We start from the raw sequence: 18,577 nt of genomic DNA, 5'->3' as shown, positions 1-18,577 counted from the left end.
AGTTGTGCGTTTGGAAAGACAAAACGATGAGTGTGAAAATCGGTCTTGGTTCTGAAGCAAGGGGTCTTGGCTGCTGGCTCGGCAGAATTGCCAATCGCTCGCTTGCCACCGTGCTCAGCGCGCTGCTGGTCTTTCAGCCGATGCTTGCCAATGCTCAATCTGTGTCGGCAAGCACCACGGCGCCCGCCGCCAACCAGCCGGGCGTCGGCGTCGCCCCGAACGGTGTGCCGCTCATCGACATCGTCACCCCGAATGCGGCCGGCCTGTCACATAACAAATACGACAATTTCAACGTCGGCACGCCGGGCCTCATCCTCAACAACTACAAGGGCGAGGTCGGCACCTCCAATCTCGGTGGCCTTACGCCGGGCAATCCCAATCTCAACACATCAGGTCCCGCATCGGTCATCCTCAATGAGATCACGAGCGGCAACCGCTCGGCATTGAATGGTCCGACCGAGGTGTTCGGAGGCCGCGCCGATGTCGTCATCGCCAATCCGAACGGCATCACCTGCGACGGCTGCGGCTTCATCAACACGCCGCATGCGACGCTGACCACAGGCGCGCCGCAGATTGGGGCCGATGGCAAGCTCAACGGCTTTATCGTCAATGGCGGGGATGTCACCATTGGACCGAACGGCGGCAACTTCGCTGCCGGGCCTGGTGCGGTCGACCTGTTCGACATCGTCTCGCGCACCATCCATGTCAACGGTCCGGTCTATGGCAAATCGCTGCGCCTGACCGCGGGTGCCGCCAATTTCGAGTATGCGACAGGTGAAGCACAGGCGCTCGCTCCGATCTCGGGCACACCGGAATATGCGATCGACGGCGCAGCACTTGGCGCCATGCAGGCCGACCGCATCAAGATCGTCGTCACCGAAAAGGGCGCCGGTGTGCGCATGAGCGGCGATCTTGCGGCCAACACCAACGAATTGTCACTGTCGGCCGACGGCAAGATCTCGCTCGGCAACGTCTCCGGCCAGCAGGACGTTTCGATCTCTTCGAAGGCGAAGGTGACGGCCGCCAAGGTGGCGTCAAAAGCCAAGGTTGCCGTTCAGGCCGATCAGGGCATCACCCTGGATACGGTCGCTGCCGATGGCGACATCGTGCTGTCGAGCGGCAGCGGGTTGTTGAGTGTCGGCGGCGAGGTGAACAGTGCCGCCAACGTGCTGATGTCGTCGGATGCCGGCATTGCCGCCGGCAGCGTTATCGCCGGCAATGCGCTTACCCTGTCCAGCACGTCGGGTGACATTGAGGTCGCCGGGGCGGTAAAGGGCACCGGGGCGCTCTCCATCACCGCCACATCAGGCGCGATCTCGGCTGCCTCGCTCGTCAGCAGCAACAATATCGCGCTTTCCGCCGGCGCCGATATCGGCATCTCCGGCGATATGCTGGCGCAGGGCAACGTCACGGCTTCAGGCCGCTCGATCTCGGCCGATACGGTCGTTTCGGGCCTCGACATCGCTGCGACGAATGCGGCGGCAAACGGCAGCACGCTACTTTCCAGCACCGGTGAAATCCGGCTTGCCGCCAGCAGCGGCGCCGTCGATGTCGACGCGCTCCTGTCGGCCGGCGATACGTCAGTCACATCAGCGGCGCTGAGGGCCCAGAGCGTCATCGCGCATGGCGCCATCGCGATCAACGCGGCCACGGATGTCAGCGGTCAGATCCTCGGTGGCGGCAACATCGACCTCACCGGCGCGGCCATCGCTGCTGACGCGATCATCGCCGGCATCGACTTTGCGGGAACGGAAGCGGCCGGCGGCAATATCGTGTTGACGCAGGTCGGCGATCTCTCCCTTGCCGCGAGCGGCGACATCGATGCCGGCACCCTGCTTGCGGCAGGCAATCTCTCGGCTTCCGCCGCCAACCTCAGTGCCGCCGCCATCACCAGCCATGGCGCGATCACGCTTTCCGGCAACACTGATATCACCGGCCAGCTCCTCGGCGCCGGCGATGTATCGATCAGCGGCGGCTCGATTGCGGCGGGCACGATCGTCGCCGGCATGGACTTTGCCGCCACCGCCGCCTCGCCGGGCGGCGCCATCGCCGTCGGCTCGTCGGGCGACCTGATGCTTGACGCCGGCAGCAGCGGCAGCGTCGATATCGACACGCTGGTTGCTGCAGGCGCTCTCCTCATCGATGCCGGTCGTTTCCAGGCCGACACCGTCAGCGGCCACGGAGCCGTTACCATCAACGCCGATACATCCGTCACCGGCCAGCTCCTTGGCGCCGGCGACGTCTCGGTCACGGGTCCGGCCATTCAGGCCGGCGCCATCGTCTCCGGTGTCGATTTTGCCGCCACCGCCCAGTCGGCCAATGGCGACATCGCCCTCGGGCAGACCGGCGATCTCACGCTCAAGGCGACGGCCACCGATATCAGCGCCGGCAACCTGCTTGCCGCCGGAAGCGTCGATGCCAGCGCAGCGGAAGACGTCAGCGCCAATGTGGTCGCCCATCAGGACTTGTCTATCGTTGCCGGCGGCTCGATCTATCTCGTCGGCCAGTCGCTCGCCGCCGGCAACGCCAGCCTCTCGGCGCGGGATATCACCGTCGATACTCTCGTTTCCGGCCTCGACTTCGCCGCCACGAGTGCATCCGCCGGCACGTTGAAGCTCCAGCAGACCGGCAGCATGAACCTTGCGGCCACAAGCGGTTCGATCACCGCCGGCAACGCGCTATTGAGCAGCGGCGCTCTTTCGGCCAGCGCCAGCCAGAATATTGCCTATGCCCAGCTCCAGAGCCTCAGCAGCGCTGCGCTCACGGCGTCGGGCGGCCAGATCAGCTACGGCAATCCCACCCGTACCGCCGGCAACCTGACGCTCGCCACGACGAATATCGATCTCTCCAATGGCCGGGCGAGCAACATTGCTGCCGGCGGTACGCTGACGCTCAATGCGGCGAACGCCAACCTGGCCAACAGCAGTCTCACTCTCGGCGGACTGGCTCTCAACCTCTCCGGCACGGCCGATCTCAGCGGCAGCAGGGTCAATGCCATTACCACTGCCGGCGGTTCGGGCGATATCGCCATCGATGCGACCGGTCTTACCACGACGGCCGGCACCGCGCTGCTCGCCGCCAACGACCTGACGCTGACGCTGCCGTCGCTGACGAATGCCGGGCAATTGGCAGCCGGCAACGATCTCACCTTCAATATTTCCGGCAACCTTACCAACAGCGCCACGGGCCTCGCCTATGCCGGCAACGATGCCAGCCTCTTCGTCGGCGGCGTGCTCACCAACAATCAGGGCTCCATCCTCGCCAACCACGACCTTCAGATCGCGGGGGTGGCGGCCGGACAGAGAAGCACAGCCGTCACCAATATTTCCGGTCTGATCCAGGCCGGGAACGACATGTCGATCCTGACCAGCAACCTGACCAACCAGCGGGCCGCCACGCCGCAATGGACGACCGGGACGCTGGTGTCTTCAGGCGTCGTCAGCGGCTTCACGCTGAATCCCGTCGCCGCCGGCCTGCCGTTCGGCTACCTCGAGACCGCAGATCAGAACATGTACCAGCTCTATGCCGGCGTGGATCCGGGGCTATGGCAGGATTATCAGCCGCTGCTCTGGTCGAAGGCGACGCTTGCCGACGGCACGACCTATCATGCATGGACCTGGATCTCGGCCGACGGACCCGAGAAGGTCGAGCCGATCATCGACTGGATCAGGGACCGGGTGCCGAGGGACGCGAACGGCAATCCCGTTGTCGATCCCAACAATCCGTCGCGATACTTCATCGTCGACGAGGTGAATTTCAGCGGCTCGGACGAAAGCACCACCTACTCCTGGGACTGGTCGTCCCACCTCAGTCAGTCGGTCTACGAAGATCGCCTGATCGGTACGCTGAGCCCGGAAGCGACGATCCGGGCGAGCCGCAACCTTTCGATCGACGCCACGAATCTTACCAATTCCTACAGCTCGATCGAGGCCGGCGGCGACGCGACGTTGAAGGGCTCAACGCTGACCAATACCGGCGTCAGCCTGTTTCGCACGACGACGACGACCTGCCAGGCGCAGGGCGCCTGCACGGCCTATGACGCCAGCGGCCACGCCAATCCCTCGAAGAACATCGCCAACGGCTCGACGATCGTCAGCTCCGTCCAGGTGATCGGCGGCGTATCGGCCAACATCAAGGCCGGTGGTGCCCTCTCGGTCAACTTCGGCAGCGTCAACAATACGTCGGCGGCCGGCTCGGTTGCCGGCGGCGCCAGCGTCGCGGCGGCCGGTAATCCCGGCGATCCACTCTCGGCGCTCTCCGACCTGACTGCCGGCGGAGCACTGTTCAACGTCAACGCGGCGCTCGGGGGCGTTGCCGCCAACGGCGGCAGCCTGCTTGCCGGGCTCGGCAATATCGCCGAGCGCATCCGCGTCGACGGCGCAGCCCTTGCGGCCGCCACCAAGCCGAAATCGGGCGGCGTCGGCGGCACCATACCCGGACAGATCTTCCTGTTCGAAACCCGCGCAGCCTATCTCGATGTCGGCAAGTTCTATGGCTCCGGCTATTTCATGAAAGAAATCGGCTACAAGCCGGAGACGACGGTTCCGTTCCTGGGCGATGCCTATTTCGAGAACCAGCTGATCGACACGCAGTTGCGGCAGCTCGCTGGCGAAGGGCTGGGGCGAGGTTCCTTCATTCCCGGCAGCGACGCCACTGAACAGGTCAAGAAGCTGCTCGACAATGGCATTGCCTATGTCAATAGCCATAACCTGCAGGTCGGCCAGGCGCTCTCCCCCGAGGCCGTCGCGGCGCTGACCCAGCCTGTCGTCATCTACGAGAAGCAGATGGTCCAAGGCATCGAAGTGCTGGTGCCAGTCGTCTATCTCCCGAGTGCGGCGACGGCGCAGCTGACGGCTTCGGGTGCACTGATCTCAGGCGCATCGGTCGCCGTCACAGGCGGCGAGATCAAGAACTCCGGCGCCATGGTCGCCTCCAACGATCTTTCCGTTTCGGGCTCCTCGATTGCCTCGAACGGCGGCACGTTCAAGGCCAGCAATAATGTGTCCCTCACCTCTTCCGGCACGCTGACGCTGACGGCGCAATCCATGGATCTCGGCGGCCAGGCGATGGTCAATCCGAATGCCGCGGTCACCGCCGGCGGCAAGGCGACGCTTGCTGCGGCGACCGACTTGACGCTGAAGGGTGCTGCGGTCAACGCCACCGGCAACGTCTCACTGACGGCCAAGGACGTGACGCTGGATGCCCTCAAGGTCGACAATGCGGGCCAGCAGAACGCCACTGGCAGCCAAGTCGCCAGCGGCGGCAGCCTGACGATCAAGGCAACCGACAATGTCAACGTCATCGGCAGCTCCGCCAAGGCGGGAACGACGCTTGAGGTGACTGCCGACAATGGCTCGGTGGCCGTGGTGTCGACCGATGTCGCCCGCAACAACCAATCCGGCTACAGCAAGACCCTCTCCGCCGACCAGCAGCAGTCGCAGCTTTCCTCCGGCACGGATACGACGATCAAGGCCGGCGACGACATCCTGCTCTCCGGCTCCTCCGTCAAGGCCGAGGGCAAGGCCGCATTGAGTGCCGGCGACGACATCGATATCACCGCCGCGCAAGAAACATCCGCCAGCTCTTTCGGCAAGAAATCCGCCTCGTCGATCACCCATGTCGGCTCGGAGATATCGGCGGGCGGCGATCTCTCGGTGACGGCAGGCAGCGGCAGCGGCGATCACGACATCAACATCATCGGAAGCAGGCTCGCCGCCGACGGCAAGGTTGGTCTCAAGGCCGACGGCGATATGACAATCGCCGAAGCCACCGACACAGCGACGCTCGACACCAAACTCAACATCAAGGGTGGTTTCCTCGGCAGCAGCGAGAAGACGACCACGCACCTGGAAACGACGACGGCCGTCGGTTCCGCCATCACAGGCGGTGGCGGCGTCGACATTGAATCCGGCAAGGACACGGTCATCTCGGCCTCGAAGATCGAAGCCGGCAATGAGGCCGGCGCCGCGAACCTGAGCATCACCACCAAGGGCGACCTCATCATCGCCTCCGGCAAGGACACCAGCGCCAAGGATGACAAGGGCTCGCGCAGCGGCTTCCTGTCCAAAGGCTCATCCAGCTACAAGAGCTATGACGAGACGACTGTTGCCTCCGAGCTCGGCGCATCCGGCAACATCAGCCTGAATGCCGGCGGCGCGGCGGTGATCGCTGGTTCCAAGGCCAATGCCGACGGCTCGATTTCCATCGAGGGCGACAGCGTTTCGGTCATCGGCGCGGCCGAGCAGCATGAGCTTGAGATCGAGCGGAAGAAGTCCGGCATCTTCGTCGGCTCGGGCGACGGCTTCCTATCGATCTGGGGCAAGGAGCAGAAGAGCGGCAGCCAGGCATCCGCGCTGAATGTAGCATCGGTGCTGTCTGCCGGAACGGACGTAGTGCTTAGGTCCCGCGAGACCGATGTGAATATCATCGGCTCAAGCATCGACGCCGGGCAGGACCTTACTCTCGACGCGGCACGCGATGTCAATATCACACCGGGAGCCGAGAGTGCTTCGTCTGAGGAGAAGGAAAAACGTTCCGGCTTCGGCATCGCATTCAGTTCGGGTAATGGCGGCGCCTCGATCGGTATTGGCTTTGGCAAGTCGGTCGATCAGACCGCGCAGTCCTCGGCGACCAACGCCGTCTCGACCCTGTCTGCCGGCCGCGACCTGACGATATCGGCAGGGCGCGATGCCAACCTGCAGGCCGCGCAAGTCTCGGCAGAACACGATGTGGCCATCCTCGCCGACCGCGACGTCAACCTGCTCTCGGCTCAGGATCAGACAAACTACGAGCATCTGCACGAGGAGTTCTTCGCGGGCATCACTCTGTCGGTCTCGTCTGGGCTCGTTAGCGCCGCCGAGAGCGTGCAATCGGCGGCCAGCGGGCTCGGCGACAATGCCGGCCTTTACGCCGCCGCACCAACGGTACTCGCGGCGATCAACGCCTATAAGACGCTCGACAGCATCACCAAAGGTGACAGCAGTCTCGCTTCCGTGTCGCTGACGGCAGGCTTCACCTACCAGAAGTACGAAAACGCTGCTTCCAGTTCCTCTCCCGTCGTCACTGCGGTGCGGGCAGGAGGGGCAATAGCGATAGAGGCAACATCGGGTGATCTTACCGGCCATGGCGCGCAGATCGCCGCCGGCTACGATGCAAACGGCAATCCGACGGTCTCGGGTGATGCGAACGTAGGCAATGTCCTGCTGTCGGCAGGTCATGACATCACGTTGGAAAGTGCTCAGGCGACGAATGAGAGTTCGAGCAAAAGTACGTCGGCGGGCGCCAGCATTGGCATCGGCGCTGAGATCGGCGGTCCTACCGGGGGTGGGATTGGCCTGACTGGCAGCGCTAGCGCGGGGATGGGCAAAGTAGGCGAAACTGGTGTTACGCAACTGAACAGCCATGTCATGGGCTCCGGCGCCGTCGCCCTTAACTCGGGTAACGATACCTCGTTGAAGGGGGCCGTCGTCTCCGGCAACACCGTCATTGCGAATGTGGGCGGCAATCTCAATATCGTCAGTCAGCAGGACACGTCCGCCTACAGGGAAACAACGGCGGGCGCATCGATCGGGGTGTCGCCCGGCGGCGGACTGTCCGGCGGCGCCAGCACCGGGAAGGTCAAGGGCGATTATGCCAATGTCTCAGAACAGAGTGGCATCGTCGCAGGCGGCGGCGGTTACCATGTCGCTGCCGGCGGCACCGTCGATCTCAAGGGTGGCGTCATCGCCTCGACCGCCGATCCTCTAAACAACGAGCTGAGTGCTAAGGCGCTAACTTATTCCAATATAGAAAACGCCTCGAGTGCCTCCACTTCCGGTTATGGGTTCGTCCTCAGCCCAAGCGGCATCCCGCTGCCGGCCGTCGATACGCCCGCGAGGCAGGAAGATCACGGCAAAGCGCTCGCGACCCTGTCGCCGGGCAAATTGACACTCAGTGACCAGAAACAGGATCTCGCCGGCCTCAATACCGACTTATCGAAGGCGAATACGCAGGCCGATTTCTATGACATTGAAACGTTGAAACGTCGGCAGGAAAGTGCCGCAGCCGTTTCGCAACTCCTTAACATGGCGATTGGCGAAATCTCCCAGAAACTTGGCTTTGCGGAGGGAAGTCCTGAGAAGATCGCCATGCACGCGGCCGCCGGCGCGCTGACGGCGGTGGTTTCGGGAGGAAACATAGGTCTCGGTGCCGTCGCAGGCGGCACACAGGAACTGATTGGCGCGGTCATCGGCAAGGCGCTGATGGATAATCCGAACCTGACGCAGGAGGAGCGCAACGCGCTCGGCCAATGGGCGGCGGTTCTCGTTGGCGCGGCAGTCGGGGGAAATCAGGGAGCGGCCACCGCACTCGACGCGGAGACCTTCAACAGACAGCTTCACCTCGATGAAGCCAGGCTCATCGGCGCCAACGCCGCGCGCTATGCTGTCCAGCAGGGGTATTGCACGAGCGTTAACGATTGCTCCAGCGCCGCGATCGAGCTCGCTATCGGCGAACTGACCAAACAGGCACTCAAGCAGGTGGATATTTCGCAAGCCGACCTGCCGCAGAACGATGCGGCATCGGCCTTCCTTGATAGCATCGCGCCGAAAGGTTCCATTCCCGGTCTCTGCAACGTCGGTTCCACCGCCTGCAGTCAGGTTTATTTCCACGCGAGCGGCGATATTTATCGCGATACGTCGATCAACGCCGAATTCTTTCCCAAGATCGTGGAGTTCTACAATCTCGCGTCATCCGTCTACAACAGCGAACATCTAACCCATATCGATATCGCCGACAGTCTCTTCCGGCAGGCGCAAATTATCAGCAGCATCCACTCCGGAAATGCGGGCGTCGATCAGGCTCTTTTGCCGTGGGATATCTTCAGCGGCATTTTCGCCGGCGTAGGCGGGCCGTTCGCAATCAAGCAAAAGGTCGCCGAACGCGAGTTGCTGGCAACGGAGAGCGCGTCTACAAGAGGCCCATTGACGGCTGAGCAAGTCGCCAAGGCCAAGCAACTCCAAGTTGACCCCAAGTGGATCGCATCGAATGGCCAAATCAATTGGCCTCCAAACGATGGATTCGTCGGCGTAGCGCAAAATTTGACACTTCGGAAAGGAATACTGCTTGATCGTTATGGACTAACGACCGGCAATTTTCTAGCGCTCACAGGTACACCATTTGAGCAACGCGCATTGCCTGCTGCATCTGCTAACGGTACATACACACAGTATGTCGTTTTAAAGCCCCTTCCGGTGCAAGCGGGACTAGCAACTTCATGGTTTGACCAGCCCGGAGGAGGGTTGCAATTCAAGACGCAGATGTCCGTACAGGACTTGATAGATGCCGGCTTCATTGGACCCGCGAGGTAAGATAAGATGTCGAAAAAGACAGAGATCGAAACACGCTTCTTGGATATCGCGGGCAAAATTAGCTTGCCTGCCGCAAAGGCTATAATCCAATTCCAGGGTGATGGAATGGCGGCACCATACATCGATATTAAAGACAACGACGAAATGTATTACGTTGTTGAAGAACGTGGTGTTGAACTAGAAAGAAAAAAATGCTCGTCAATTGACGATGTATTGTATTTTCTATTCTCAAGTATAACTCATGACATGGCTTTCGCCTATGCAGCGACCCATAAGAAGAAGGGCGTCGATTTCAGAAGGCTTATGTTTCAGGAGCAGCTTAGGCTATTGGGACTCGCGTTAGAGGAATGGCGGCTAAAAAGAGAATTGGAAATCAAGGAAGTCTTGCGTAAGGCGCCATACAACGACGGAATCTCGTGATCTCAAATGCGGTACCAATGGCCCTCAGTCACGCATGCGCTTCCCTGCCGCGATAGACCTCCGGATCAGGGATCGGAACCGCGGCGATCAGTGCGCGGGTGTAGTCATCCCTCGGGTTCTCGAAGATATCCCGTCGTGTGCCGGTTTCGATGATGCGGCCGGCGCGCATGACGGCGACGTTGTGGGACATGCGCTCGACGACGGCCATGTCGTGGGAGATGAAGAGATAGGCGAGCCCCATGGTTTCCTGCAGTTCGAGCAGCAGGTCGAGCACCCGGGCGCGGACGGAGACGTCAAGCGCTGCGACGCTCTCGTCGGCGACGATCAGCTTTGGCTCCAGTGCCAGCGCCCGGGCGATGCAGATGCGCTGGCGCTGGCCGCCTGAAAACTCGTGCGGATAGCGCGTCGCTGCATCAGGCGTCAGGCCGACCCGGCGCAGCAGTTCGGCGACGCGGTCTTGCCGTTCGCTGTGGTTGCCGATGCCGTGGATGAGCATCGGTTCGCCGATCGCCTTGCCGACGGCCATGCGCGGGTCGAGCGAGGCATAGGGATCCTGGAAGATCATCTGCGCCGAGCGGCGCACGGGCCGCATCTCGCGCTGGCTGAGGCCGGCGATATTGCGGCCGTCGATCAGGACATTGCCCTTGAAGGGGATGAGACCGAGCACGGCCTTGCCCGTCGTCGATTTGCCCGACCCGCTTTCGCCGACGAGGCCGAGCGTTTCACCCGGCAGGATATCGAAGGAGACGCCATCGACGGCTGCAACCGGCGGCTTGCCCTTGAAAAACCGGCTTGTGGCATTGCCATAGGTGACGGTGAGGTCGCGCACGTTCAGAACCGGCGTGCGGTCCGGATGCAGCGTCTCGACGGCGCGCTGGGTGATGCGCGGCGGACGGTCGGTGCCTGCAAGCGCGCCGAGCCGCGGGACGGCGGCCAGCAATTGCTGGGTATAGGCCTCCTTCGGCCGCTGGAAGATGGCGAGCGCCGTTCCCTGCTCGACGATCCTGCCATTCTGCATGATGACGACGCGATCGGCCATTTCGGCGACGACGCCCATGTCGTGAGTGATCAGGATGATCGAGGCGCCGAATTCGCGCTTGAGTTCGCGCATCAGCCTGAGGATCTGCGCCTGTACGGTGACGTCGAGCGCCGTCGTCGGCTCATCGGCGATCAGCACCTTCGGCCGGCAGGAGAGCGCCATGGCGATCATCACCCGCTGGCGCATGCCGCCGGAAAGCTCGTGCGGATATTGCTTCAGCCGCCGGGCCGGCTCGGTGATCTGCACGGCATCGAGCATCTTCAGCGCCACCGCCTCGGCATTGTCGCTGCCCTGGTGCGCGCGGATTGCCTCGGTCAGTTGGTTGCCGACCGACATGACCGGATTGAGCGAGGTCATCGGCTCCTGAAACACCATGGCGATATCGCCACCGCGCACGCTACGCATCGCCCGGTCGGAAAGCGTGAGCAGGTCGCGCTCGCCAAGCAGCACGCTGCCGGAGGCGACCCGCAGCGAGGCTTTCGGCAACAGCCCCATGATCGACAGCGAGGTGACCGACTTGCCCGAGCCGGATTCGCCGGCGATGCAGAGCGTTTCGCCGCTTGCAAGCTCGAAGCTGACATCCTGGAGCACCGGCTTGCGGCCTTCGGGCGTGCGTGCATCGACGCTCAGATTGCGAAGGCTGAGCACCGGTGCGGCGGCGGGCATGGCTTCGTTCACGCGAACACGATCCTCGGGAAGTAGAAGGAAACCACCCAGTTCGGCTGGTCGACGATCTCGCTGATCCGGAGATCGCCGCAGACCGAGCAGAGCAGATAGGCATCGACGGCGCTCATGCCGTGTTCGGCGCCGAGAAGATCGATCATGCGCATGACGCTTTCGCGCGCCCCGGTCATCAGATCAGGGCCGATGCCTGTCGTGACCTCGTAGCCGGCGCCGTCGAGATGGCGGGTCACCGGTTCGGTCGTGGTGAAGCGCGGCGTCTGCAGCTTGGCGTCCTTGATGAGCTCGATCGTCGCTTCGACGTTCATCTGGCTTTCGATCGCCGTGCCGCAGACTTCGCCATCGCCCTGGGCGGCATGGGTATCCCCGATCGAAAACAGCGCGCCGTCGACCTCGACGGGCAGATAGAGCGTCACCCCCGCCGTCAGGTCGCGGATGTCCATGTTGCCGCCGACGCGACGTGGGGGAACGACGGAATGGGTGCCGGGCTCGGCGGGTGCGACGCCGATCGTGCCGGCAAAGGGCTTCAGCGGCACGCGGCCGCCCGGACCGTAAAGGGCAGGCACCATGCTGTTGGCGTCATAGGACCAGACATGCAGCGCCGGATCCGTGAACTGGTCGGCAAGCAGGCCGAAGCCTGGGATATTGGCCGTCCAGCCGACGCCCGACGGAATGAATTTGCGCAGCGTCACCTTCAGTGCGTCGCCGGGCTCGGCGCCTTCGATATAGACCGGGCCGGAGACGGGATTGATCTTGCCGAAATCGAGTGCGTTCAGCGTTTCCAGGCTCGCGTCGCTTCCGAGCTGGCCACCCGATGAATCCATGCATTCGAAGTGGATCGTCTCGCCGGGCTTGGCGACGACGGCGGGGGCGAAATCCTTGTTCCAGCCGAAATTATGCTGGGCGCGGTGGATGGTGTGGGTGCAGGCGATGCACATGGTAATTCTCCGGAATTGGTTTCGGCGCGGGTTGCCCCTCACCCTAACCCTCTCCCCGCGAGCGGGGAGAGGGGACTTGCCACACGCAGCGCTCGAGGATGAGGAAGCGGGAGCGGCATATCCCTTCTCCCCGTATCGACGGGGAGAAGGTGGCGGCAGCCGGATGAAGGGCAGCCGATAACGAGCGGCTGCTTACTGCTTCACATAGATCGCGTCATAATTGATGACGCGGGTCGGATCGATGTAGATGTTGTCAGCACCGCCCATGCGCAGTGACTTGGCGACGACGCGGCGCTCGTTGATGACAGGGACCCACGGCGCATCGGCCATGATGTCGGTGAAGATCTTGCCCCAGGCGGCGGTGCGTTCGGCCGCCTTTGCCGGATCGGACATGGAGTCGGCGACAACGGCGCGCCTGTCGAGATCGGCGTTGCAGTACCATGACCAGTTCCAGCCGCCCGGAACAGCGCCGGCGCAGCCGAGGATCGGGCCGTAGAAGTTGGACGGATCCGGGAAGTCGGCGATCCAGGCCATGCCGCCCGACCAGATCATCGGCGCTTCGCCTTCCGTGCCGCCGGCCGAGATGACGTTTGCCTGGGCCAGCGCCCGGACTTCGGCCTTGACGCCGATGGCGGCCAGATCCTGCTGGATCGCCTGGGCGATACGCGGCTGCGGGTCGGTGTTGGTGGAGTAGAGCACGGTCTCGAAGCCATCGGGATAACCGGCTTCGGCAAGCAGCGCCTTGGCTTTCGCCACGTCATAGGCATAACCGGTGAAAGCCTTGTCGTAGCCCGGCATCAGTGGCGGCAGCGGCTGGTTGGCAGGCGTTGCGCGGCCGTTCAGGATGCGGGTGATGCGGTCCTTGTTGATCGCCATGTTCAACGCCTGGCGAACCTTGACGTTGTCGAAGGGCTTCACCTTGGTGTTCAGTGTGATGTAGCCGGTGTGCAGCTGTTCGCCGTCGACGATCATCTGCGCGCCGTCGGCCGAATTCTTGATCTCGAGGAACTTCGCCGGCGGAATGCCGTCGCCGGCAATATCGACCTCGCCCTTCTGCAGGCGCAAGAGCGCCACCAGCGGCTCCTGGCCGACCTCGACCTTGAAGCTGTCGATATAGGGAACGCCCTTGACGAAATAATCCTTGTTGCGCTCGAAAACGAGCTGCTGGCCGATCGTCCAGTCCTTCAGGATGAAGGTGCCGGAGCCGACCGGCTTCTTGCCGAAGTCGCCGGCGGCCGCCTCGACGGCTTCCTTCGGCACGACCGAAGCGAAGTTGATCGCCAGCACGTGCAGGAAGGTGGCGTCGGGGCGCGAGAGGTTGAAGATGACGGTGCTGTCATCCGGCGTTTCGATGCCGGAAAGCGTCGTCGACTTGCCGCCGGTTTCATCCTCGAAGCCCTTGATCGCGCCGAAGAAGCCGGCGCCGGGTCCTTGAGTCTTCGGGTCGACGGCGCGTTCGATCGAATATTTCACGTCGGAGGCGACGACCTCGCGGCCGTTCGAGAACTTCACGCCCTTGTGCAGCTTGAAGGTATAGATCAAGCCGTCGGGCGAAACGGTGAAGCTTTCGGCAAGCGAGGGAACCGGGTTCGGCGTGCCGGGCGCATAATCCATCAGGCGGGAATAAAGACTCTTGATCATCGACCAGTTGACCCAGTCGTAGCCGATCGCCGGGTCGAGCGTGGTGATGTCGTCCTTGTAGGTGACGACGATATCGCCGCCCTGCTTGGGCGTTTCCTCAGCCATGGCGGACAATGGGGCGAGCGCCACCATCGTTGCCATGGTCGTCTGTTGCAGCCAGCGTTTGAACATCTTGGTTCCCCTTCTTTGGTTGCTGTCAGCGTGTGCGGATGCGCGGATCGACGACCGGCGCGATGAGGTCGGCAAACAGGTTGCCGATGATGATGGCAAGCGCCGAGGTCAGCGTGACGCCCATGATGATCGGGATGTCGACCTGCTGGATCGCCTGCCAGGCGAGCTGGCCGATGCCGGGCCAGCCGTAAACGGCCTCGACCACGACCACGCCGCCCATGAACTGGCCGATATCGATGCCGATCATGGCGATGATCGGCAGCACGGCATTGGGCAGTGCATGCCGCAGGATGACTCGCTTCGAGGAAAGACCCTTGGCGCGCGCCGTGCGGACATAATCCTGGTTCAGCACGTCGATCATCGACGAGCGCACCATGCGGGCGTACCAGCCGGCGCCGCAGATGCCGAGTGTTACGGCCGGCAGGACGAGATGCGAGAAGCTGCCGTAGCCGCTCATCGGAAACCAGCCGAGCGTTGCCGCCAGCAGGTAGAGCAGCAGCAGGGCAACGAGGAACTGCGGCGCGGAGGTGCCGACGAAGGAGGCCATCATCACCAGCCGGTCGATGAAGCCGCCGCGGCGCACGGCGGCGATGGTGCCGAGTGTCAGGCCGAGCGCCACCTCGACGAAGATGCCGGCAAGCATCAGCGTCAGCGTCGCCGGCAGGCGGGCGGCAATCAGCGTCCAGACATCGGTTTTCTGCGCATAGGAGCGGCCGAGATTGCCGTGCAGCAGATTACCGAGATAGGTGCCGAACTGGACCAGCAGCGGCTGGTCGAGGCCGAGCTCATGGCGGATGTTGGCGACCGTCTGGGCGGTGGCGCTTCGGCCGGCGATCATGCGGGCCGGGTCGGCCGGAAGAGCATAGAGCAGCACGAAGGTGATCGCCGCGACCCCGAGCAGGATGAGAGCCGCCTGCGCCAGCCGGCGCAGCATGAGTGACGCCATCAGCCCCTCCCGCGCTGGGTCGGGTCGAGAATGTCGCGCAGTGCGTCGCCCACCAGATTGAAGGAAAGCGCCGTCAGAAGGATGATCGCGCCCGGAATGAAGACCAGCCAGGGTGCAGCCTGGAAATAGCTTTGGCTCTCGAAGATGATGTTGCCCCAGGAGGGCTGCGGCGGCTGGACACCGACGCCGAGGAAGGAGAGTGTGGCCTCGAGCAGCACGGTGGTGGCGATGCCGAGCGTTCCCCAGACGATTGCCGTCGGCATGAGATGCGGCAGGATATGCATGAAGAGCACGCGCATATGGCCGGCGCCGAGCGAGCGTTCGGCCATAATGAAATCGCGCTCCACCAGGCCGCGCGTCTCGGTATAGACGATGCGGGCGACCTGCACCCAGTTGACGAGCGCGATCACCATGGCGACGATCCAGAGGCTCGGCTTCAGAAGGGCTGCCAGCACGATGGCGAGCAGCAGCGCCGGAAAGGCCATCATCAGATCGGTGAAGCGCATCAGGATGTTGCCCGGCAGCCCGCGGAGATAACCGGCAACGATGCCGACGAGGAGGCCGATCGCCACCGCGATGCTATTGGCGACAAGGCCGATGATCAGCGAGGTGCGGGCACCGAAGAGCAGGCGGGAAAAGAGGTCGCGGCCGAGCGTGTCGGTGCCGAGGAGATAGGGACCGCCCGGCGGCAGCGGCGCGCCTTCGAGCGAGAGGCCGTCAAACATCTGCTCGTCCGGGCTGAACGGCGCGATCCACGGCGCTGCAATGGCGAGCCCGATGACGAGGGTGACGACGATCACGCCGAAGAGGGCCGTCGGCTGGCGGATCATCTGTTTCAGCACATGCATCAGCCCGCCTCCGGCAGAGGTTCGGCACCCGCCAGGATGAAGGCCGATATCTGCTCCATCGGCAGGCGGCGGCGCATGGCGCAATTGCGCAGGATTGCGTAAGCGCTCTCCTCGTCGATGCCGTGTGCGGCCTGAAGCTTTGCGACGGCGGCGTGAACGAGCGGCCGCAGCCGGACGCGCTCTTCGAGATATTGCAGCTTTTCCGCAGTCGCCTTGCGCTCCTGATGAATGGAGACGGCCATGACAAGCGCCGGATAGACGGCCGATGTAGCGATCGGCTTGGCGATGATTGCGCCGGCACCCTGTCCGAGCGCCCAGGCGATGCGGCCGGGCGCTTCCGAACCAAGCAGCGCGACAACAGGGCAGGCGGGCGTTTCGCCGTTCCAGGGCAGCAGATCGTCCCAGCCCTGGTCGGCATCGACGATGACGAGGTCAGGCAGTACGGCGGCCGAAAGCGGCGCCCATTGCAGCGTTGCATGGATGCCGAGCAGGCGAAGCTGGCGGATCAGCTTTTCGGTGTTGCCGTCCTCGCGATGCAGGACCATCGCCTGCCAGCCGGTGAAATTGGGTGTCTCTCTCATGACACCACCCTCAGCCGCGGCAAGGCCTGTCGGTTGCGGCCGGTCAGATAGGGGTCGGCGGCGAGCGGCGGCCGCGAGGCGACGACATCGAAGCCGTTGTCGGCGTTGATCCGGCCGAGATGGAAGGGCAGGGCGGCATGATTGGTCTCGCGGTCGATCGAAAGCGCGCCGAACAGGGTCGGCCAGGATCGATTGTAGAGCTCGCGCCGGACGGCGTCGGGCTCGTCACCGCCGGCAGCGACGATCGCGTCGACGCAAAGCCGGACGGCCGTATAGGCGCTGGCAAAGACGCTGGAGACACGCCGCTCCGCGCCGTGACGCTCCGTGACACGGGCCTTGAAGGCGGCATTTTCGGGGGTCGCGATACTGTCGAAATAGGAGGCGGCGCAAAGCTGGCCGGCGGCCGCACCGGCGGCGATATCGTCGAGCTCGCATTCCATCAGGTCGCAGCTCACAACCGGGCAGTTTTCCGCGCGGAAGGCCGGGTCGCAATCACCGAGGGTCTTGATCGCCTCCAGGAAGGCATAGCTCGAGGGGCCGATCAGATTGTTGAGGATGAAGCTCGGGCGGCGTTGCGCAATCTCGGCGACGATACGTTCGACGGCGGTTTCCTCGAGCGGAAGATAGCGTTCGCCAAGCACTTCGCCGCCGGCATTGGTAATGAGTTCGCGGGCGAGCCGGTTCATCTCCCAGCCCCAGACATAGTTGGCGCCGACGAGATAAGGCCTTGCGCCGTAACGCGGGATCAGGTGCTCGAATAGCGGCAGCAGATGCTGGTTCGGGCAGCCGCCGACATAGATGACGTTCTCGTTGGCCTCGAAACCTTCATAGGGGCACATGTACCAGAGCAGGCCGTCATGTTTCTCGACGAGCGGGATGACTTCCTTGCGCGCCGCAGACGTGATCGTGCCGACGATATGGCGGCAGCCGGCGCGCAGAAGATGGCGCGCACCGTCGAGATAGGCGGCAAGATCGGCATGCGGGTCGAAGAAGACGGGCTCGATCGCCAGCCCTTCGACGCCGGCATATTCGGCCATCGCGAAATCGGCGCCGTCGCGCGCGTCGCGGCCCATCGAGCCGTAGGGTCCGGTGGTCGAAAAGAGGATGCCGATTTTCAGCGCGTCATTCATGAAGTGACCACATCAAAAAACCCCACGACGCTGGTCCCATCGAGCGATGAGGCGTCATGGGGCGAAACTGCCCAGAGACTATCGGAGTCATGTCAACGCGGCAGGCCTTCTGCCTAATCCGCAGGCTTGAGTAAAATACAGGCAGCTTATCTTTGTCAAGTGTGCTGCGCTGCACTCGCAGTCATTTGATCTTGTTCTTTCGGTAGAGCCGCGAAAGGACGCTCTTCTAGCTCAAATCATGCAGATCCCTAGTGATTGCCGGCCCGATCGAGAATTCGGAGAAACGCACCCTCAACCCGCTACGCTCCGGCGTGCAGGCAGTCGGTCCGACCTCATAGTGCGTGGCTGCCGGGAAGGGGGCGAGCCGCAGCAGCGGCCAGAAGCTGCCATCACGCGAAGCCTGGATGCGCATCGCTCCATTTGCCAGGGTGACGCGGATGCGGAAATCTTCCAACTCCCTGAAGGGCTGCGCCACGGACCAGTCGGACTGGCCATCGGTGACGACGGTGCTGAGGAAGGCTTCGCCGTCGGTGAACTCGACGCCTGACTTCACCCAGCGTTTCTCGTCAATGCGCACCATCAGGCCGGCCTGGTCGTAGAGCGTGCGGAATTCACCCTGGACGCGGACCTGCGCGGTAAAGCTATCGGCCGTGGGAAAGGCGAGGAAATGGCCGCTGTCGCGGGTGAAGCCGTAATGGGTCTCCCGCCAGAAATCGGTTTTTTCGTCCGTCGTCAGGGTGAGGCCGGCTTCGTTCGCCAGCCAGTGTGCCGGCTCGTTCAGCCATTTGCCGTCGTTGAAATCGATGCTCATCCTGTTCTCCCGTTCCGTTAAAGC

Annotated in this window: 10 protein-coding genes; 2 read left to right on the top strand and 8 right to left on the bottom strand. The window is 63.1% G+C overall.

The window, feature by feature from the left end:
- Nucleotides 1-26: 26 nt before the first annotated feature.
- Together ELH03_RS29250 and ELH03_RS29245 are read left to right on the top strand one after the other, a co-directional pair.
- Nucleotides 27-9,347 (top strand): hemagglutinin repeat-containing protein, encoded by a 9,321-nt coding sequence (locus tag ELH03_RS29250; protein ID WP_130767122.1) that lies wholly within the window; start codon nt 27-29, stop codon nt 9,345-9,347.
- 6 nt (nt 9,348-9,353) lie between these two features.
- Nucleotides 9,354-9,767 carry an Imm63 family immunity protein gene (locus ELH03_RS29245; RefSeq protein ID WP_245504902.1) on the top strand — a complete coding sequence of 138 codons (414 nt, stop codon included), beginning with the start codon at nt 9,354-9,356 and terminating at the stop codon, nt 9,765-9,767.
- A 28-nt stretch (nt 9,768-9,795) separates the two neighbouring features.
- On the opposite strand, the gene ELH03_RS29240 is transcribed toward ELH03_RS29245, so the two are convergent.
- From ELH03_RS29240 to ELH03_RS29200, 8 genes are all read right to left on the bottom strand, one after another.
- The gene (locus ELH03_RS29240; RefSeq protein WP_130767121.1) at nt 9,796-11,484 is read right to left on the bottom strand and encodes an ABC transporter ATP-binding protein; all 1,689 of its coding nucleotides are present in this window, start codon (nt 11,482-11,484) and stop codon (nt 9,796-9,798) included.
- The gene (locus ELH03_RS29235) at nt 11,481-12,425 is read right to left on the bottom strand and encodes an acetamidase/formamidase family protein (protein WP_130767120.1); all 945 of its coding nucleotides are present in this window, start codon (nt 12,423-12,425) and stop codon (nt 11,481-11,483) included. Before ELH03_RS29235 ends, ELH03_RS29240 begins: the two co-directional genes overlap by 4 nt.
- Nucleotides 12,426-12,617: 192 nt before the next feature.
- The gene (locus ELH03_RS29225) at nt 12,618-14,237 is read right to left on the bottom strand and encodes an ABC transporter substrate-binding protein (protein WP_130767119.1); all 1,620 of its coding nucleotides are present in this window, start codon (nt 14,235-14,237) and stop codon (nt 12,618-12,620) included.
- 25 nt (nt 14,238-14,262) lie between these two features.
- A complete protein-coding gene (locus tag ELH03_RS29220; protein ID WP_130767118.1) occupies nt 14,263-15,183 on the bottom strand; it encodes an ABC transporter permease in 921 nt (306 codons plus the stop codon).
- Nucleotides 15,183-16,031 carry an ABC transporter permease gene (locus tag ELH03_RS29215; RefSeq protein WP_130767117.1) on the bottom strand — a complete coding sequence of 283 codons (849 nt, stop codon included), beginning with the start codon at nt 16,029-16,031 and terminating at the stop codon, nt 15,183-15,185. The genes ELH03_RS29220 and ELH03_RS29215 overlap by 1 nt, the downstream gene beginning before the upstream one ends.
- Nucleotides 16,031-16,612 (bottom strand): ANTAR domain-containing response regulator, encoded by a 582-nt coding sequence (locus ELH03_RS29210; RefSeq protein WP_130767116.1) that lies wholly within the window; start codon nt 16,610-16,612, stop codon nt 16,031-16,033. The genes ELH03_RS29215 and ELH03_RS29210 overlap by 1 nt, the downstream gene beginning before the upstream one ends.
- Complete coding sequence (locus ELH03_RS29205) at nt 16,609-17,742, bottom strand: transporter substrate-binding protein (protein WP_130767115.1); 1,134 nt, start codon at nt 17,740-17,742, stop codon at nt 16,609-16,611. The genes ELH03_RS29210 and ELH03_RS29205 overlap by 4 nt, the downstream gene beginning before the upstream one ends.
- 226 nt (nt 17,743-17,968) lie before the next feature.
- A complete protein-coding gene (locus ELH03_RS29200; RefSeq protein WP_130767114.1) occupies nt 17,969-18,553 on the bottom strand; it encodes a DUF1349 domain-containing protein in 585 nt (194 codons plus the stop codon).
- Between the last annotated feature and the right edge of the window lie 24 nt (nt 18,554-18,577).

Origin of the sequence: Rhizobium beringeri (assembly GCF_004306515.1) — a bacterium.
Taxonomy (GTDB): Bacteria; Pseudomonadota; Alphaproteobacteria; order Rhizobiales; family Rhizobiaceae; genus Rhizobium; species Rhizobium beringeri.
The sequence above is the reverse complement of the archived record's forward strand: the minus strand, read 5'-3'. Positions and strand labels throughout refer to the sequence as shown.

Coding starts and splice junctions, on each gene's coding strand:
- ELH03_RS29235 (WP_130767120.1), bottom strand. CDS start 12,425: ATGTGCATCGCCTGCACCCACACCATCCACCGCGCCCAGCATAATTTC.
- ELH03_RS29205 (WP_130767115.1), bottom strand. CDS start 17,742: ATGAATGACGCGCTGAAAATCGGCATCCTCTTTTCGACCACCGGACCC.
- ELH03_RS29215 (WP_130767117.1), bottom strand. CDS start 16,031: ATGCATGTGCTGAAACAGATGATCCGCCAGCCGACGGCCCTCTTCGGC.
- ELH03_RS29250 (WP_130767122.1), top strand. CDS start 27: ATGAGTGTGAAAATCGGTCTTGGTTCTGAAGCAAGGGGTCTTGGCTGC.
- ELH03_RS29220 (WP_130767118.1), bottom strand. CDS start 15,183: ATGGCGTCACTCATGCTGCGCCGGCTGGCGCAGGCGGCTCTCATCCTG.
- ELH03_RS29200 (WP_130767114.1), bottom strand. CDS start 18,553: ATGAGCATCGATTTCAACGACGGCAAATGGCTGAACGAGCCGGCACAC.
- ELH03_RS29245 (WP_245504902.1), top strand. CDS start 9,354: ATGTCGAAAAAGACAGAGATCGAAACACGCTTCTTGGATATCGCGGGC.
- ELH03_RS29210 (WP_130767116.1), bottom strand. CDS start 16,612: ATGAGAGAGACACCCAATTTCACCGGCTGGCAGGCGATGGTCCTGCAT.
- ELH03_RS29225 (WP_130767119.1), bottom strand. CDS start 14,237: ATGTTCAAACGCTGGCTGCAACAGACGACCATGGCAACGATGGTGGCG.